The following is a 16,908-nucleotide window of genomic DNA, read 5'->3' on the forward strand; positions in this document are numbered from 1 at the left end:
CCCGGGGTACGGCTACAGGAGCGCCGCCGGAACACCGGCTGCTCCGTACGGCGATTCGGTTTGCCCTCGGCCACGGCGTGCCGTGGGATGTGATGGTTTGTTCTGGAGTGGAGGGAGGTTGCCGTGACCGAGCAACCGCTATACGCGAGTGAGTTCGGATTCTCCGACGACGAGTGGGGACTGCTCGTCGGCCTGCCGCAGTCGGTGCTGACCGCGGCCAGCGCCGCGGAGTCGGACGGCGGCCGCCGGACCCGGTCGGAGAACGCCGCCGGGCTGGAGAGCATCGCCGCCGGACGGGAGTCGGCCAGCCCACTGGTCGCCGCTGTCGCCGGAGAGCTGATCACCCGGATCGGCGACCCGGAGGTGGGCGAGGAACTGCCGGTGATCGAGCCGGACGACCCGAAGGCGATGATCGCCGACGTGTTGAGCCGGGCGCAGAGCGCCTCGAAGCTGCTCGCCGGCAGGGTCTCCGAGGGCGATGCCGGTGCGTACCGGCACTGGCTGCTGACCATCGCCGAGCAGGTGGTGACCGCCGCGTCGACCGGCGGGGTACTCGGCCTCGGCGGCGACGAGGTGACCGAGAAGGAGCGGCGGTTCCGGGACGAACTGTCGCACGTACTCAACGACTGAGCGCCGGACACGACAGCGCCGGACACGACACAGCGCCCCCGCAACCGACCCGGTGCGGGGGCGCGCTGCCCCCACCTGTCCAGGGCCGTAGCCGTAACGAGCGCCGTGGGCGCCGTGCCCGGCAGACCGAGCGGGCGTGCCCCGCGCTCACCTGTACGTCAGAGGCGTTATGAAGCAGCGGTAGCGCCCACCAGGTACAGGTGAGCGACTCCGCCCGCGCCGAAACGCCGGGCGCTGGGCGCGATCAGCGGGCCAGCAGGGCCAGGACGGCGCGTTCGGCGTCGGCGTCGGTGCTCTCCGGGCCCACCTCGGCGACCGTCCCGTTCTGGTAGAGGTCGATCAGCCGGGGGTCCACATAGGATGCCCGGGCCACCGCCGGGGTGTTGCCGAGCCGGCCGGAGACCCGGCGCATCGCCTCGGCGATCACCCGACGTCGGGCCGTCACCGACCGCTGCGGCCCCGCCTCGGCGAGCGCCCGGGACGCCCAGAGCGTCGCGTGCCAGGTGCGGAAGTCCTTCGCCGTCATCTCGCCCCCGCTGGCCGTCCGCAGGTAGTCGTTCACCTCGTCGCTGCGCACGTCCCGCCAGCTCCGGCCGTCCCAGTAGCCGAAGAGCCGCTGGGCGGCACGCCGCCGTCGACGCAGTTCCCGCAGCACCCGGCACGCCTCGGTGTCGTCGACCCGGCACACCTGGTCGATGCCGCCCTTGGCCGGAAACTCGAAGACCACCGCGCCGTGCCGGGTACGGGTGTGCTCCGGCCGGAGCGTGGCGACCCCGAACGTCGGGTCGTCGCCGGCCGCGTACTGGTCGCTGCCGATCCGGAAGGTGCCCATGTCGAGCAGCCGGGCCACGGTCGCCAACACCCTGGGCCGGCGCAGGCCCCGCCCGGCCAGGTCGGCGCAGACCTGTTCCCGCAACACCGGCAGCCGGCCGGCGACCTCCAGTACGTGGTCGAACTTCGCCTGGTCCCGCCGTACCCGCCAGGTCGGGTGGTAGAGGTACTGGCGGCGTCCGGCCGCGTCCGTGCCGACCGCCTGGATGTGCCCGGCCGGATGGGGGCAGATCCAGACGTCCTTCCAGGCGGGCGGGATCACGAGTTCGCGGAGCCGGGTCAGCTCGTCCCGGTCCCGGATCGGCCGCCCCTGCGTGTCCAGGAAGACCACGCCGCGACCGTGCCGGCGCCGCCCGTACCCGGGGGCGGAGAGGTCGCTACGCCGCAACCGCACGGCTGCCCCGCCCCACCCGGTCGACCTCGCCGGCCGCGCCCAGCACCTCGTCCACCCCGATCGCGGCGAGCGCCGGATGGATCCGGGTGCCCTCGTCCGGCTGCCAGGCCCGGCCGGGACCCGCCGCCCGGTGCAGGGCCCGGTGCCAGGGCCGGTCCGGCGGCGGGCCCCAGAGCTGCGGCCGGACCGGCCCGAACAGCACCACCGACGGTGTCCGGTACGCGGTGGCCAGGTGCGCGACCCCGGTGTCCGTACTCAGCACCAGCCGGGCGTGCGCGACCACGGCGGCCAGCTCGACCAGGGTGAGCCGGCCGGCGAGTACCGCCGGGTTCGGCAGTCCGGCCCCGGCCGCCACCCGCCGGGCCAGCTCCCGCTCGTCCGGTGAACCGGTCACCACCACCCGGTGCCCGGCCCGGGTCAGCTCCCGGGCCAGCGTGCCGAACCGTTCCGCCGACCAGCGGCGCGCGCTCCCCTTGCCGCCGGGGTGCACGACGGTCACCCCGACCGGCACCCGCCGGGGCGCCGGACGGCGCAGGTCCAGGTCGTCCGGGTCGCACTCGACGCCGTACCAGTCGAGCAGCCGGCACCAGCGGCGTACCTCGTGCTCCTCCGCCCGCCAGGCGGGACCGTCGAGGTGGCCGGCCTCGGCGCAGTGGTAGCCGCAGAGCCGCTCCGGGCCGGCGGAGGCGAGCAGCCGGTGCGACTGCGGCCCCCGGCCGTGCAGGTTGACCGCCCAGTACGGTGCCGGCCCGGCCCAGTCGACCGGGTCCAGCCCGTCGGTCGGCAGGACGTTGTCCACGTCGCCGACCAGCTCCACCAGCGGGGTGAGCCAGTCCGGGGCGGCCACCGTGAGGGTGTGCTCCGGAAACGCGGCGCGCAGCCCGCGCAGCGCCGGCACCGCCGTCGCCAGATCTCCCACCCCGAGCGCCCGCAGCACCAGGATCACGGATAGGACGTTTCCCGGTCGGCGCAGACCACCATCTCCCGGATCGCGCATCCGGGCGGCTGGCGCAGGGCGAAGAGTACGGCGTCGGCGACGTGCGCCGGGTCGTTGAGTACCGCGTCGGCGCCCGGCCGGTACTGCGGGTCGCGCTCGTCGAAGAAGGCCGTACGCATCCCGCCCGGCACCAGCAGCGTGACCCCGACCGTCCCGGCCAGTTCGGCCGCGAGCGCGCGGGTGAAGCCGACCACTCCGAACTTGGCCGCGCAGTACGCGGTCGCGTCCCCGACCGCCTTGACCCCGAGGGTCGAGGCGACGGTGACCACGGTGCCGCGCGAGCGTTCCAGGTAGGGCAGGGCAGCCCGGATCACCGCCGCGGTGGCCAGCAGGTCGACCGTCACCACCCGTTCCCAGGTCTCCGCCGGCACCTCGCCGAGCCGGCCCGGTACGTCGACTCCGGCGGCGGTGACCACCCCGGCCAGCCCGCCGGCCTGCTCGGCGAGTTCCCGGGTGGCCGCCTCGGCGGCCCGGGTGTCGGCGAGGTCGCAGTGCAGCCACGGGGTGGGGGCGACCGGCGGCTGCCGGTCGAGCACCAGCGGCCGCCCGCCGGAGTTGGCGATGGCGGCCACCACCGCCGCGCCGAGCCCGCTCGACCCGCCGCTGACCAGCACCGCCCCACCGAGGGCACCGGCAGCGGCGGCGGCACCGGTGGCCGACGAGACGTCACCGGGCCGGGCGGAGAGGGCGCCACCGGCCCCGTCGAGACCGCCGCTCACCGGGTCCGTCCCACCGGTCGGCTGCCGGCCCGGGCCGCGGCGATCATTTCGGTGGTGGAGCGGCCGTCCAGATAGGGCACCACCACGGTGTGGCCGCCCCAGCGGTGCATGATCTCGGCCTCCGGCAGGTCCGGGCCGTCGGCACCGGTGCCGTAGTCGCCGCCCTTGACCCAGATGTCCGGCCGCAGCCAGGCCAGCGCCGCGTGCGGGGTCGACTCGTCGAAGACGACCACCGCGTCCACGCAGCCGAGCGCGGCCAGCAGCCGGGCCCGGTCGGCGTGCCGGACCAGCGGCCGGTCCGGGCCCTTGAGCCCGGCGACGCTGTCGTCGGAGTTGACGCAGACCACCAGGCAGTCACCGAGCTGGCGGGCCGCCTCCAGGGTGGCGACGTGCCCCGCGTGCAGCAGGTCGAAGCAGCCGCCGGTGGCCACCACCGTGCCGCCGGCCGCCCGGACCCGGGCGACCACCTCGCCGGCGGCCCTGGGACCGATCCGGTCGCTCCAGTCCACCGCCGTGATCGGCACGGTGTCCAGTTGCTGGGCAGCGCCGGGCCGGTTCCGCCCCACCGCACCGGTCCGGCCGACCGCGCCGGCACCGCCGCCGGGAGCCGCCGGGACCGGCCCGTCGGGTGCCGGCCGGCCGGGCGTCGGACCCGCCGTCAAACCCGCCGTCGGAACAGGCGTCGGACCCGCCGTCGGAGCAGGCGTCGGAGCGGTCGTCGGCCGAGGCGCGCCGGGTGCCGCGCCGGGCCCGCCGGAGGCCGGCCCCGCTCCGGTACGCGCCGTCGCGCCCCGGGCCGGAGCCGCCGGTACGGCACCGGCCACCCCGCCGTTCGCCACGTACCCGGACGCCTCCGTCACCGCCTGCTGCACCGCCTCGGAGACCAGCGCCCCGTCGGCCAGCGCCACGGTGGCGGCGGCGGCGAACCGGTCACCGGCACCGCAGGTGTCGCCGTCGGCGCAGGTCGGCGGCGGCACCACCAGCGGCGTCGACCCGGCGTGGCAGAGCAGCGCGCCCTCGCCGCCCATCGTCACCACCACCGCGCCGACCCGCCAGCGCTGCCGCAGCGTCTGCGCGGACCGTGCCGCGCCGACCAGCCGGGAGCCGCCGGTCGCCACCCCGGCGAGTTCCCGGGCCTCCACCTCGTTCGGGGTGGCCAGCCGGACACCGGGTACCGCCGCAGGGCCACGCGGGTGCGGGTCCCAGACGATCGGGGCGGCGGTACCGGCCAGTGCCGTACGCAGGGCCGGCAGCCGGGCCACGCCCCGGCCGTAGTCGCTGACCAGGATCCCGGCCGCCCCGGCCAGCAGGTCGAATACGGCCTCGCTCGGCTCGCCCGGCGGTCCGGCCGGCCCGCCCCGGTCGTGTCGGAGCAGCACCCGGCCCCGGGTCCGCAGCCGGATCTTCTCCGGCGTCGCCCCGGGCAGCGGCAGCCCGTAGACCTGCACCCCGGCGGCGGTGAGCAGGTGGCTGAGCCGGGCGCCCCCCTCGTCGTCGGCGAGCGCGGTGACCAGGGCGACCTCGTAGCCGCGCCCGACGGCGAAGAGCGCGGCCAGCCCGGCACCACCCGGCCGGTCGACGCTGTTGTTCTCGTCCAGCACCGGGACGGGCGAGTCCGGGCAGAGCCGGTTCACCACGCCCTCCACGTCCCGGTCGAGCAGCGTGTCGCCGACGACCACGATTCGCCCGGTCACGGCGCCTCCTCGGGCCCGGCCGGCCGGAGCGTGCCGGGCACCCGCAGCACCAACTCGTCCTCGACCCCGGAGGGGCGTACCGGATCGGGGCTGGCCGGGCGTGCCGGGCCGGCAGCGGACGCGGCCGCCGCCCGCGCGACCGCCGGTGCCGGGCCGACGTGGCTGGCCGGGCCGAACGGCACCGGCAGGTACGCGTCGACGTAGCCGCAGAGCACGTGCGCCGAGACCAGGTGGAGTTCCTGCACCACCTGGCTGTCCGGGCAGGGTACGGCGAGCACCTCGGTGCAGGCGTCGGCGAGCGGGTTCGGCGTCGGGCCGGTCAGCGCCCAGCAACGCATCCCCAGCTCCCGGCCGGCGCGGGCCGCCCGGACCAGGTTGGCGCTGCGCCCGCTGGTGGAGAGGAGCAGCAGGACGTCGTCGGGGCGGCCGTGCGCGCGTACCTGCCGGGCGAAGACCTCGTCGAAGCCGTAGTCGTTGCCGATCGCGGTCAGCGAGGAGGTCTCGGCGCAGAGCGCGATCGCCGACAGCGGGGCCCGGTCGTCGCGCAGCTTGCCGACCAGCTCGGCGGCGAGGTGCTGCGCCTCGGCGGCACTGCCCCCGTTGCCGGCGACCAGGACCCGGCCACCGCCGGCGAGCAGCCGGGCCAGCTCCTCGCCCCAGCGGGCCAGCCGGGCGGCCTCGGTCCGGTACGGCAGCAGCGCGGAGGCGAGCCCGGCCAGGTGGCTGTCCAGCACCTCCATCGACGCGGTCATCCGGCGACCACCCCGCTCGGCCGACGCACCTCGCTGACCGCCGTGTAGACGGCGGCGATCTGGTCGGCCGTCCGGGTCCAGGAGTACCAGCGGCGGGCCCGGTCCAGCGCGGCGGCCGCGTACCCGTACCGGCGTACCCGGTCGGCGAGCAGGTCCCGGATGGCGGTGCCGAGCGCCTCGGGGTCGCGGGGCGGCACCAGGTCGCCGGTACGCCCGTCCGCGACCGTGTCGGTGAGCCCGCCGACGGCGGTACCGACGACCGGCACCCCGCAGGCCATCGCCTCCAGCGGGGTCAACCCGAACGGCTCGTACCAGGGGGCGGCGACCAGCACGTCCGCCGACCGGTACCAGTAGGGCATCTCCTCGCGCGGGACGGCGCCGATCAGGCGTACCCGATCGGCGACCCCGACCTCGTCGGCGAGCGAGCGCAGCCGGCGGACCTGGGGGTCGTCGTCGACCTCGCCGGCCGGCGGCCCGCCGACCACCACGCACTCGGCGTCCGGGACCATCGGCATCGCCCGGATCACGTCCTGGTAGCCCTTCCGCTCCACCAGCCGGCCGACGGTGAGGATCCGGGGCCGGCCCGGCACCCGGGGCACGGACGGGCCGTCGGGCGAGAAGGTCGTGTCGTTGACCCCGGACGGGATCACCGTCACCCGGGCCTGCGGCACGCCCATCCGGACCAGTTCGCGGACCTCGTCCTGGCTCTGCGCGATGACCCGGTCGACCGCCCGACCCAGCGCCCGTTCGTAGCCGACCCGGCGGGCCGGGCTGGTGTCGGCGGTGCCCTGGTGGCGTCGCTTCACCGTGCCGAGCGCGTGGTAGGTCTGCACCACCGGGATCCCGGTCTGCCGGCCGGCGGCGATCCCGGCCAGCCCGCTCATCCAGAAGTGCGCGTGCGCGACGTCCGGCACCCACTCGTCGCCGCGCCAGCGGGCCACCAGCCAGCGGCTGAAATCCTTCATGTACGGCAGCAGCTCGTCCTTGGCGATCGGATGCGGAGGTCCGGCCGGGACGTGCACCACCTCCACCCCGTCGCGCAGCCGTACCGCCTCCGGCGCGTCGGGGCTGTCCCGCCGGGTGTAGACCCGCACCTCGTGGCCGGCGTCGGCGAGCGCGGCGGAGAGTTCGGCGACGTGCGTGTTCTGCCCGCCGGCGTCCTCGCCGCCGAGTACCGCGAGCGGGCTGGCGTGCTCGGAGATCATCGCGACGCGCATAGTTCCTCCTCCAGCAACCGGTCCCAGTCGGTCAGGAACCGGTCCAGGCCGTACCGGGCCTGCGCGACCTCGCGGGCCTGTCCCCCGAGCTGGCGGGCGGTGTCGGGCTCCTGCACGAGCTGCCGGGTGGCCGCCAGCAGGGTGTCGAGCCGGGTGGAGAGCGCACCCGCCTCCGGCGGTACCGCCTCGACCGCCTCGGTGGCGGCGAGTACCACCACCGGCATGCCCATGGTCATCGCCTCGATCAGGCTCAGCCCCAGCGACGTCCACCGGCACAGGTGCAGGTACGCCCGCCGCCGGGCGATCTCGGCCTGCATCCGGCCCTGCGGCAGGTCGTCGTAGACGGCGAGCCGGTCGGCGGGCAGTCCCAACCGGTCCGGCAGCCCGGCCACGCCCATGCCGAAGACGTCCAGCGGGGCGATCTCGGCGAAGAGCGGCAGCAGGTCGGTGCCGGTGACCCGCCAGCGGCGTACCGGCTCGTTGACCACCACGGCGAGCCGGTCGAGTTCACCCGTGTACTGCGCGGTGGGTGCCACGATGCCGTGCTCGACCACGGTCGTCCGGGTGCCGCCGGTGTCCCAGTAGAGCGCGTTGAAGTGCGTCACGTGTGCGATCAGCAGGTCGTCCCGGTCGGCCAGCGGGTGCCGGCTGTTCGGCACGTCCCCCTGTTTCGGGGTGTTGTGCTCGACGAAGATCGCCGGCAGGTCCCGGCCGACCCGGCGGCCCGTCCACTCGGCGACCAGGTCGATCTCCTCCGGGCGTTGCAGGATCACCAGGTCGACGTCGGCGCCGGCCAACTCCTCCGGGGTGACCTCGTCGACGGTGTCCGGCCACTGGTAGGTGCGGGCCCGGCCCAGGCCGTAGGGGCCGCGGTCCGGGGTGACCGGGACGAGGTAGCGGTGCTTGCCGTGCACGAAGGCGGTGGTCCAGGAGCCGTGCACGTGCCAGAGCAGGATGTTCACGACCGCACCTCCTCGACGCCGGCCAGCGCCGGGGCCAGGGGCGGCAGCGCGGCCACCGGCGGCGGTGCGGTCGGCGCCGCGCCGAGCAGCCGGACCGCCTCGACCACCTCGGCCGGCTCGATGCCGGACAGGCACGGGTGCCCGGGTACCGGACAGGTGGTGGCCCGGGTGTGCCGGCAGCCGGCGACGGCGGCACCGAGACGTACCGTCGGCACCCGGTACGGCCCCCACTGTCCGAACGGGACGGTCGGGGCGAAGAGGCTCACCACCGGTACGCCGAGCGCGGCGGCCAGGTGTGCCGGGCCGGTGTTGCCGACGACCAGGCAACCCGCCCGGGCGATGATCGCGGCCAGCCCGGTCAGCGAGGTCTGCCCGCCCAGGTCGATCCCGGTACCCCCGGCGACCCGGGCGGTCAGGCTCCGCTCACCGGGGCCGCCGGTCACCACCACCCGGTGTCCGGCACCGGTCAGCGCCGCGACGATCTCGGCACAGAGGTCGGGCGGGCAGGCCCGGGCCTGCACCGACGACCCGGGGTGCAGCACCACGTACCCCGGGTCGGGCAGCGCACCGTCGGCGGCGGGCGCGTCGGCTCCGGCGCGCAGCCGCAGTACCGGCTCGTCCCCGGCCGGGAGCACGAAGCCGGCCGCCGCCGCCAGCGAGAGCGCCCGCTCGGCCTCGGGGATCCCCGGCGACACCCGGTGCCGCACGTCGAGCAGGGAGCCCGGATAGTCCGGGCTGATCGCCGCGATCCGGCCCACCCCGGCCATCCGCAGCACCAGGGCGAGCGGCAGCGCGGACTGGTGGAAGGAGGTGAACAGCACCGCCTCCTCGGCACCGGTGGCGGCGAGCCGGGCGGTCAGCCGGTCCACCTCGGCCCGGTCGACCGGGCCGGGTTCCGGGTCGATCCAGGGCAGCCGCCACTCGACCAGCTCGTCGACCCCGGGCAGCAGTTCGGCGGCGGCCCGGCCGCGCGGCCCGCAGAGCAGTACCACCCGGTCGGCCCCGGCCGCGACGGCCCGGATCGCCGGGCCGGTCACGAGTACGTCCCCGGCCGAGTCCGGTCGGGCCACCAGCACGCAGCGGGGGCGCCGACCCGGGACGCCGGGAGCCGGGCCGGCCAGGGCGGAGCGGTGCCGGCGCAGGATCAGGTCGACCGCGCCGCGCAGGTCACCGGTGACCGCCGGCGCGGCGGCGACCTCGTCCGGCCGGGTCGCCGGAGTGGGTACCAGTACCGCGCTCGCCCCGGCCGCACCGGCCGCGGTCATGTCGGCGCCGATGTCGCCGACCAGTACGCAGCGGGTCGGCTCGGTGCCGAGCGCGCGCGCCGCGTCCCAGACCATTCCCGGTGCCGGCTTGCGGCAGCGACAGCCCGGCTCACCCGGCGCCGCTTCGGCGTGTGGACAGACCTGCCAGGTGTCGAAGGGGCCCAGAAGCTCGTCGACCCGGGCGTTGACCCGGGCCAGATCGGCGGAACTGAACCGGCCGCGGGCCACCCCGGACTGGTTCGTCACCACCCCCAACCGCAACCCTGCGGCGCGCAGCCGGTCGAGTGCCTCCCGGGCGCCCGGCATCGGTCGGACCAGCCTCGGATCCCCGTTGTACGGCACGTCGTGGACCAGCGTGCCGTCCCGGTCGAAGAGCACCGCGTCGAACAGGCCGGCCGTGGCCCACACCCCGGCCGGGCCACCGTGCGGTGCCCCTGACCTGCACTGATGCGGGTCGACCTGGTCGTTGCGCACGGCCGGCGGGTTCCCGGGGGCAGGAGGAGTAAACATCAATTCGCCCCGGTCGGACGGGCGCACCGACCCGTCCGACGTCCCCGTCGGGCCTGCGGTGAAGCCCGGTCGCCGTCACCGGTCGGCATACCCCGGGCGGCTCTCCGCTATCCAGAGCCCGAACCGTTACCCAGCCCCCGACCCCCGTTTTTCCGGCCACCCGTACGGTGTTCACCGAGGTACGGGCCGGTTTCCCCCTTCCCGGCCCGTGTTGTGGCCCGCGCGCTACGTCAAGTTAGGCTTTGCCCCTGACCGCTGTCGGCCAACCGAGGATGCCCCGATGATCGAACCCGTACAGCTGCCCTCTCCCTGGCGGGACGTTCGCGTGACCGTCGTCGTCCCCACCTACAACGAGGCGGGGAACCTTCCCGTGCTGGTCGAGCGACTGCTCGCCCTGCCGCTGCCCGGGCTGCAGATCCTCGTCGCCGACGACAACTCCCCGGACGGCACCGGCGAGGTGGCGGACAAGCTCGCGATCGAGCACCCGGAGCGGATCCAGGTGGTGCACCGGGCGGGCAAGGAGGGGCTCGGACGGGCGTACGTCGACGGGATGACCCGGGCCCTGGAGGCCGGTGCGGAGTACGTGGCGCAGATGGACGCCGACCTGTCCCACCCGCCGGAGGCGCTGCCCGGGATGCTCGGTTCGCTGCTCTCCACCCGGGCCGGTGTGGTGATCGGCTCTCGGTACGTCCCCGGCGGGCAGCTCGACGAGGCGTGGCCGCTGTACCGCCGAGCGCTCAGCGGTTGGGCCAACTTCTACGTGCACACCCTGCTCCAGGTGCGGATCCGGGACCTGACCGCCGGCTTCAAGATTTGGCGGGCGGACGCGCTGCGCGACATCGGCCTGCACCGGGTGCAGTCCAACGGCTACAGCTTCCAGGTCGAGATGCACTACCTGGCCACCAAGCTCGGCCACACCATCCTCGAGGTGCCGATCCGGTTCCAGGAGCGCCTGGACGGCGACTCGAAGATGACCACCGCGACCAAGATCGAAAGCGCGCTGATGCCGTTCAAGCTGCGCGGCCGGCACCGCAACATCACCCGGTTGCCGGGGACTTCCCGCAGGGACAGGCTCCCTGTGTCGAACGAGGTCCCGGAGCCGAGCGAGGTCCCGGAGTTGGACGAGGTCCGGGAGCCGGACGGAGTCCGGGAGCCGGACGGGGTTCCGGCGTCTGGCGGGTTCCCGGTGTCGGACGAGGTCCGGGAGGCGGTGGAGGTTCCGTCGTCGGACCAGGTGCGGGCGCCGGAGCCGGTGAAGGTGCCGGTGTCCAGCGAGGTTCCCGAATCGGTGAAGGTTCCCGAGTCGGTGGAGGTTCCCGAGTCGGTGGAGGTTCCCGAGTCGGTGAAGGTCCCGGAGCCGAGCGCAGCCCCCGAGGCGGTGAAGGTCCCCGAGGCGGTGCTGGTGCCGGAGCCGAGCGAGGTGTTTGAGTCGCCGGAGGCTCCGAAGCCGATTGAAGCTCCAGAGCTGGCCGACGCCCCGAAGCCAACCGAAGCCGCAGAACTGGTCGAAGCCTCGCAGCCGACCGAAGCCGCGGAACTGGTCGAGGCTCCCAAGCCGACAAAGGCCAGGAGGCCGGCGAAAGCCACGAAGGCAGTGAAGGCCACCAAGGCGGTGAAGGCCACCAAGGCCACGAAGGCGGCTGCGGCGACGAAGGCCACGAAGCCGGCTGCGGCCACGGAGGCCACCCAGGGGACGGGGGCCGCCGAATCGGTGCAGGTCACCGAGGCGACCAAGCTCGCCGGATCCGACGAATCCGGCCCCGCCGACAAGGTGCCGGCACCGACGACCCCGGCCAAGCGCAGACGACCCCGGCCAAGCGCGAACGGCGCGGGTCAGGCGAGCGGCGCGGGTCAGGCAAGCGGCGCGGGTCAGGCAAGCGGCGCGGGTCAGGGCAGCGGCGCGGGTCAGGCGTAGGCGGCGCGCTGCGCCCGGGCGAGCACGGCGGCGTACGCCCGGCCGGTCAGGGCGCGGTCCCTGGCGAGTGCCGCCCGGGCCGCGTTCGCGCCGGGGCCGCCGTGCACCCCGGCGCCCGGATGCGCCGACGCGCCGGCCAGGAAGAGCCGGTCGACCGGGGTGTCCGCCCGGCCCAGTCCGGGCACCGGGCGGAGGAAGAGTTGCTGGTAGGCGGCGGCCGTACCGCCGCCCACCGCGCCACCGACCAGGCTCGGATTGCCGGTCGCCAAATCGGCCGGCCCGGCCACGTGCCGTGCCCTGACCAGCCGACCGAAGCCGGGTGCGGCACGCTCCAGCACCGCCTCGATCCGCTCGACGTGCGCCCCGATCTCCTCCGCCCGCCAGTTCCGCCGGAACGGCAGGTGGGTGTAGGCCCAGAGCGACTCGGTGCCGGCCGGCGAGCGGCTCGGGTCCGCCACCGTCATCTGCCCAACCAGTAGGAACGGCTCGGCCGGCAACTCGTCCCGGTGCAGCGCGGCCGCGTAGCGTCGCAGGTCGGCGAGGTCGCCGCCGAGATGCACCGTACCCGCACCGGCGACGGCCGGATCCCGCCACGGCACCGGCCCGGTCAGCGCCCAGTCCACTTTGACCGTGGAGCCGTCCCAGCGGAAGTGCGCCAGATCCGCCACCAGCCGGGGCGGCAGCCGCTCGGCGCCGACCAGGTCGAGGAAGAGCGCCGGGGCCGGCACGTCGGCCAGTACGGCACGGCGGGCCCGCCACAGCAGACCGTCGGCCGAGCGGACCCCGACGGCCCGGTTCCGGGCCACCAGTACCCGGTCGACCGGGGTGCCGGTACGCACCCGGCCGCCCCGCTCGCGCAGTCGGGCCAGCAGGGCGTCGGTGATCCGCCCCGCCCCGCCGACCGGTACCGGCCAGCCCACCTGCTGGCCGAGCATGGCCAGGAGCCAGCCGTACACCCCGGAGCCGGGCTCGTCGGGAGCGAGATCGGTGTGCAGTGCGCAGCCGGTGAGCAGGGCCGGGCCGCCCGAGCCGGCGAAGAGTTCCGCCCCGAGCCGGGAGCTGGGCAGCACCAGCCGGCGGGCCAGCCGCAGCATCCCGGCGGTACGCAGCCGGCGGGCGAGCGCCACGCCACCGCGTACCGGTGGGAAGGGGCTGAAGAGCGCGTCGAGCAGGGGCGCGGAGATCTGCCGCCACTGCGCGTACGCGTCGAGCCACCGCTCGCCGTCACCGTCGCCGAACCGCGCCACGGAGGCGGCGGTGACCTCGGGGTCGCGGTTGAGTAGCACGGCACCGTCGTCCGGGAAGAGGTGCGCCAGCACGTCCGGCGCGTGCCGCCAGGCCAGACCGTGCTCGTCGAGCCGGAGCCGGCGCAGCACCGGCGAGGCGTAGCCGAGCGGATAGAAGGCGCTGTAGAGGTCGCTCAGATAGCCCGGGGCGGTCACCTCGGCCGACCGGACCGCTCCGCCCGGCTCGCCGGTCGCCTCCAGCACCAGCACGTCCCACCCGGCGTCCGCGAGCAGGTTCGCCGCGACCAGGCCGTTGTGCCCCGCTCCGACGACGACAGCGTCGGCGGTGTCCCCGAGCACCGTCACCCGAGCACCCTACCCCGGCCCACCCCGGCCGCCCCGCTACCGGCCCCGGCCGACGAGGCGCCCGGTCACAGGTGCACTGGCGTCCCCGGTCACCGGTTCAGCGGAATAGTTTGGACCGCCCGGACCGGGGCAAACTGCGCTCCATGTATCAGGTGCAGCAACTCATCGCCGGAGTGTGGGACGGCAGCGGCGACGCTGGATGGTTGACCGTGGTCGACCCGGCCGACGGTACCCCGGTCAGCCGGGTACCGGTGGCGACCGCGGCCGAGGTCGAGGCGACGGTCAAGGCGGCCCGGGCGATGGCTCCCCGGTGGGCCCGGACCGCACCCGCCGACCGGGCGGCCGCGCTGCGCCTGGCCGCCGACGCGATCGAGGCCTCCGCCGACCGGCTCGCCGAGGCGGAGACCGCCGAGATGGGCCGGCCGCTGGCCGCCGCCCGCGCCGGGGTCCAGGCGGGGGTGTCGACGCTGCGCCAGTACGCCGAACTCGCCCCCGTGCGCGGCGGTCGCACCCTCGGCGGCGACGCCGAGGCGATCGACCTGATGGTGCCGCAGCCGCGCGGCGTGGTCGCCGTCGTCACGCCGTGGAACGACCCGGTCGCGGTCTCCTGCGGCCTGCTCGGCGCGGCGCTGGCCACCGGGAACACCGTCGTCTACAAGCCGAGCGAGCGGAGCACGGCCAGCGGCTGGCTGCTCGCCCGACTGCTCGACCAGCACCTGCCGTCCGGGGTGCTGTCGCTGCTGACCGGCGGCGCCGAGGTGGGTGCCGCGCTCGCCGCGCAGGAGGTCGACGTGGTCGCGCACGTCGGTTCGACCGCCACCGGCCGGTCGATCGCCGCCGCCTGTGCCCGGTCCGGCGCCAAGGCCCTGCTGGAGAACGGCGGCAGCGACCCGCTGATCGTCGACGGTGACGTCGACCCGCTCTGGGCGGCCGAACAGGCCGCGACCGGTGCCTTCGCCAACGCCGGGCAGCTCTGCGTCGCGGTGGAGCGGATCTATGTGCTCCGGCCGGTGTCGACCCGGTTCCTCGCCGCCCTGGTGGAGCGGGCCGAGGCGCTGCGGTCGGGGCCGGGGCGGGACCCGATCAGCGACCTCGGGCCGCTGGTCGACCGGCGACACCGCGACCTGGTGCACGGGCAGGTCCAGGCGGCGGTCGCGGACGGCGCCACCGTGCTGACCGGCGGTACCGTCCCGGACGGACCTGGTTCCTTCTACCCGCCGACCGTACTGGCCGAGTGCACCGACCAGATGGCGGTGATGCGGGAGGAGACGTTCGGCCCGGTCGCCCCGGTGATGGTGGTCGACTCGTTCGACGAGGCGCTGTCCAGGGCGTCCTACTCGCCGTACGGGCTGGCGGCGACGGTGCTCACCGGGTCGATGAACCACGCGCAGCGGGCCTGGCGGGAACTCCCGGTCGGCACCGTCAAGATCAACGCCGTCTTCGGCGGGGCACCGGGCGGCGCCGCCGAGCCCCGGGGCGGCAGCGGCCAGGGCTTCGGGTACGGCCCGGAGCTGCTCGACGAGCTGACCGTCACCAAGGTGGTGCACATCGAGGGGCCGGGCGGGGACGGCGGCCGGTGGTGAACCGGCCGCACGCCTCCACCCCACCCCTACCCTGCTGACCTCCGCGTCCGGCTGAACCGGGCTGCCGAGCGCCCGGGGTCAGCGACGGTTGCGTGCCTTCTCCCGGCCCCGGGAGGAGGTGGTCTTGCGGTTGTTCGCCTTCTGGATCGCGTCGACCAGTTCGGCCTTGGTCATCCGGGACCGACCCTTGACGTCGAGCCGCTTGGCCAGGTCCATCAGGTGCTCCTTCGGGGCGTTGGCGTCCACGCCACCGGCGGTCGGTGCACGCCGGGCCGGCCCACCGCCGGCCGCCTGCGCGTCGCTCGGGCCCTTGCGTCCCTTCGGCTCCCAGTGATCGCCGACCTTCTCGAACGAGTGCTTGAGCGCGGCGAACGCGGTCCGGTGCGACCGCTGCCCCTCGCCGTACGTCTCGACCGCCGAGTCGTGGGTCTTCGCCCAGGTGTCCTGGGCCTTCTGCGGCGAGCGTCGCAGGGTGCTGGGCAGAACCTCGCGTCCGGGCATGATCTTCCTCCTCCGGATCGTTGGTCGTCTTCGTCTCCCTGGTTCGGTTTCCCGAGCCACCGTCGGCAAACCCCGGGCCACGGGCGGCAACCCCCGGGCCACGGGCGGCATCCCCCGGGCCACGGGCGGCATCCCCCCGGCCGCCGTCGGGGGCAGCCCCGGGCCGGTCCGCCGCGCCCGGAGTTTGTCCATTTCCCGCCCGGGGTACCGGGCAGCGCAACCCGCCCGGGGTATCCGGGCAGCGCACCCGGCCGGGGGCGCGACCGCGGACCCGGCCGGCCCCGCCGACTAGGGGGCGAGCATGGCGTCGACCACCGAACCGGTCCCCGTGGCACCCGGGCGGGACCGCCGCCTCCCGGGTCAACTGCGCCAGTTGCGCTGGTCGACCTGGCGGGGGGTACTGTTCCGCAGCGTCCGGAACTTCGTCACGGACAACTGCGCCGACTGGGCCGCCGCGCTGACCTACTACGGGGTACTCGCGCTCTTCCCCTCCGCGATCGTGATCGTCGCGCTGGTCGGCCTGGTCTCCAGCGGCGAGCAGACCATCGACACCATCGCCGGGCTCGCCAGGGACGTCGGTGCCGGTTCGGTGGTCGCCAACGACGGGGTACTGAACGTGCTGCGCGACGTCGTGGAGAGCCAGGGCTCGGCGAAGGTACTGCTCGGCTTCGGCGTACTGGCGGCGCTCTGGTCGGCCTCGGGCTACGTCGGCGCGTTCACCCGGGCCTCCAACGCCATCTACGGGGTCGCCGAGGGTCGGCCGTTCTACCTGCTGCGCCCGCTGCAACTCGGGCTGACCGCGATCGCGCTGGTACTGCTCGCGGTGGTGGCCACCGGGCTGATCGTGAGCGGCCCGGTCACCGACGCGGTCGGCGACGCGCTGGGGCTCGGTGACGCGCCCCGGACCGCCTGGACGGTCGCCAAGTGGCCGGTGCTGGTCGCCATCATGATGCTGCTGCTCTCGCTGCTGTTCTGGATCGCCCCGAACGTGCGGCAGCCCCGGTTCCGCTGGCTCACCGTCGGCGGTACCGTCGCGCTCGCCTCCTGGGCCGTCGTCTCGGCCGGCTTCGGCTTCTACGTCTCCCGCTTCGACTCCTACAACGTCACCTACGGCAGCCTCGGTGCGATCATCGCCTTCCTGGTCTGGCTCTACCTCTCCAACTGCGCGGTGATGCTCGGCGTGGAGATCAACGCCGAGGTGCAGCGCGGCCGGGCCCGCCAGGGCGGCGCCGAGGACCCGGTGGAGCCCGCGCTGCCGCCCCGGTCGCCGGCGGACGACGGTTGACGTACGACGGTTGACGTACCCGGATCCCGTTTAGCGCGATTCCCCTCGGGTAGCGCATCAG

The 16,908-nt window shown here is 75.2% G+C and carries 12 protein-coding genes and 2 pseudogenes; 4 read left to right on the top strand and 10 right to left on the bottom strand.

What is annotated here, in order from left to right; all coding sequences use genetic code 11:
* The first annotated feature begins 123 nt into the window (after positions 1–123).
* Positions 124–630 carry a hypothetical protein gene (locus C6W10_RS32645; RefSeq protein ID WP_107262907.1) on the top strand — a complete coding sequence of 169 codons (507 nt, stop codon included), beginning with the start codon at positions 124–126 and terminating at the stop codon, positions 628–630.
* A 244-nt stretch (positions 631–874) separates the two neighbouring features.
* On the opposite strand, the gene C6W10_RS32650 is transcribed toward C6W10_RS32645, so the two are convergent.
* From C6W10_RS32650 to C6W10_RS32685, 8 genes and pseudogenes are all read right to left on the bottom strand, one after another.
* Complete coding sequence (locus tag C6W10_RS32650) at positions 875–1,855, bottom strand: DNA topoisomerase IB (RefSeq protein ID WP_107262908.1); 981 nt, start codon at positions 1,853–1,855, stop codon at positions 875–877.
* Positions 1,839–2,801 carry a glycosyltransferase family 9 protein gene (locus C6W10_RS32655; RefSeq protein ID WP_107262909.1) on the bottom strand — a complete coding sequence of 321 codons (963 nt, stop codon included), beginning with the start codon at positions 2,799–2,801 and terminating at the stop codon, positions 1,839–1,841. The genes C6W10_RS32650 and C6W10_RS32655 overlap by 17 nt, the downstream gene beginning before the upstream one ends.
* Entirely contained in the window at positions 2,798–3,466 is a 669-nt protein-coding gene (locus C6W10_RS32660; RefSeq protein WP_107264459.1) for an SDR family oxidoreductase, read from the bottom strand. Before C6W10_RS32660 ends, C6W10_RS32655 begins: the two co-directional genes overlap by 4 nt.
* A 122-nt stretch (positions 3,467–3,588) precedes the next feature.
* A pseudogene (locus C6W10_RS32665) lies at positions 3,589–5,250 on the bottom strand (PfkB family carbohydrate kinase); the annotation flags it as partial.
* 11 nt (positions 5,251–5,261) lie between these two features.
* Positions 5,262–6,017: an SIS domain-containing protein gene (locus C6W10_RS32670; RefSeq protein WP_107262911.1), complete on the bottom strand. Its 756-nt coding sequence runs from the start codon at positions 6,015–6,017 to the stop codon at positions 5,262–5,264.
* Positions 6,014–7,234 (bottom strand): glycosyltransferase, encoded by a 1,221-nt coding sequence (locus C6W10_RS32675; RefSeq protein WP_107262912.1) that lies wholly within the window; start codon positions 7,232–7,234, stop codon positions 6,014–6,016. Before C6W10_RS32675 ends, C6W10_RS32670 begins: the two co-directional genes overlap by 4 nt.
* Positions 7,219–8,196, bottom strand: a complete 978-nt coding sequence (locus tag C6W10_RS32680) for a glycosyltransferase (RefSeq protein ID WP_107262913.1) — start codon at positions 8,194–8,196, stop codon at positions 7,219–7,221. Before C6W10_RS32680 ends, C6W10_RS32675 begins: the two co-directional genes overlap by 16 nt.
* Positions 8,193–9,971, bottom strand: a complete 1,779-nt coding sequence (locus C6W10_RS32685) for an HAD-IIIA family hydrolase (protein ID WP_107262914.1) — start codon at positions 9,969–9,971, stop codon at positions 8,193–8,195. Before C6W10_RS32685 ends, C6W10_RS32680 begins: the two co-directional genes overlap by 4 nt.
* Positions 9,972–10,251: 280 nt before the next feature.
* On the opposite strand from C6W10_RS32685, the pseudogene C6W10_RS32690 reads away from it, so the two are divergent.
* Positions 10,252–11,016 (top strand): annotated as a pseudogene (locus C6W10_RS32690) (polyprenol monophosphomannose synthase); the annotation flags it as partial.
* Between the two features lie 860 nt (positions 11,017–11,876).
* Here the strand turns inward: C6W10_RS32690 and C6W10_RS32695 are convergent.
* On the bottom strand, positions 11,877–13,478 hold the full coding sequence (locus tag C6W10_RS32695; RefSeq protein WP_107262915.1) for an NAD(P)/FAD-dependent oxidoreductase: 1,602 nt from the start codon (positions 13,476–13,478) through the stop codon (positions 11,877–11,879).
* A 143-nt stretch (positions 13,479–13,621) separates the two neighbouring features.
* On the opposite strand from C6W10_RS32695, the gene C6W10_RS32700 reads away from it, so the two are divergent.
* Positions 13,622–15,061 carry an aldehyde dehydrogenase gene (locus C6W10_RS32700; RefSeq protein ID WP_107264460.1) on the top strand — a complete coding sequence of 480 codons (1,440 nt, stop codon included), beginning with the start codon at positions 13,622–13,624 and terminating at the stop codon, positions 15,059–15,061.
* Positions 15,062–15,139: 78 nt separating this feature from the next.
* On the opposite strand, the gene C6W10_RS32705 is transcribed toward C6W10_RS32700, so the two are convergent.
* Complete coding sequence (locus C6W10_RS32705) at positions 15,140–15,562, bottom strand: ChaB family protein (protein WP_107262916.1); 423 nt, start codon at positions 15,560–15,562, stop codon at positions 15,140–15,142.
* Between the two features lie 301 nt (positions 15,563–15,863).
* On the opposite strand from C6W10_RS32705, the gene C6W10_RS32710 reads away from it, so the two are divergent.
* On the top strand, positions 15,864–16,847 hold the full coding sequence (locus C6W10_RS32710) for a YihY/virulence factor BrkB family protein (protein WP_107262917.1): 984 nt from the start codon (positions 15,864–15,866) through the stop codon (positions 16,845–16,847).
* The last annotated feature ends 61 nt before the right edge of the window (positions 16,848–16,908 follow it).

Origin of the sequence: Plantactinospora sp. BB1 (genome assembly GCF_003030385.1) — a bacterium.
Lineage (GTDB): Bacteria > Actinomycetota > Actinomycetes > Mycobacteriales > Micromonosporaceae > Plantactinospora.

Excerpts from the sequence above, each read along its gene's own strand:
- C6W10_RS32670 (WP_107262911.1), bottom strand. The coding sequence starts at position 6,017 with ATGACCGCGTCGATGGAGGTGCTGGACAGCCACCTGGCCGGGCTCGCC.
- C6W10_RS32675 (WP_107262912.1), bottom strand. The coding sequence starts at position 7,234 with ATGCGCGTCGCGATGATCTCCGAGCACGCCAGCCCGCTCGCGGTACTC.
- C6W10_RS32685 (WP_107262914.1), bottom strand. The coding sequence starts at position 9,971 with ATGTTTACTCCTCCTGCCCCCGGGAACCCGCCGGCCGTGCGCAACGAC.
- C6W10_RS32700 (WP_107264460.1), top strand. The coding sequence starts at position 13,622 with ATGTATCAGGTGCAGCAACTCATCGCCGGAGTGTGGGACGGCAGCGGC.
- C6W10_RS32705 (WP_107262916.1), bottom strand. The coding sequence starts at position 15,562 with ATGCCCGGACGCGAGGTTCTGCCCAGCACCCTGCGACGCTCGCCGCAG.
- C6W10_RS32710 (WP_107262917.1), top strand. The coding sequence starts at position 15,864 with ATGGCGTCGACCACCGAACCGGTCCCCGTGGCACCCGGGCGGGACCGC.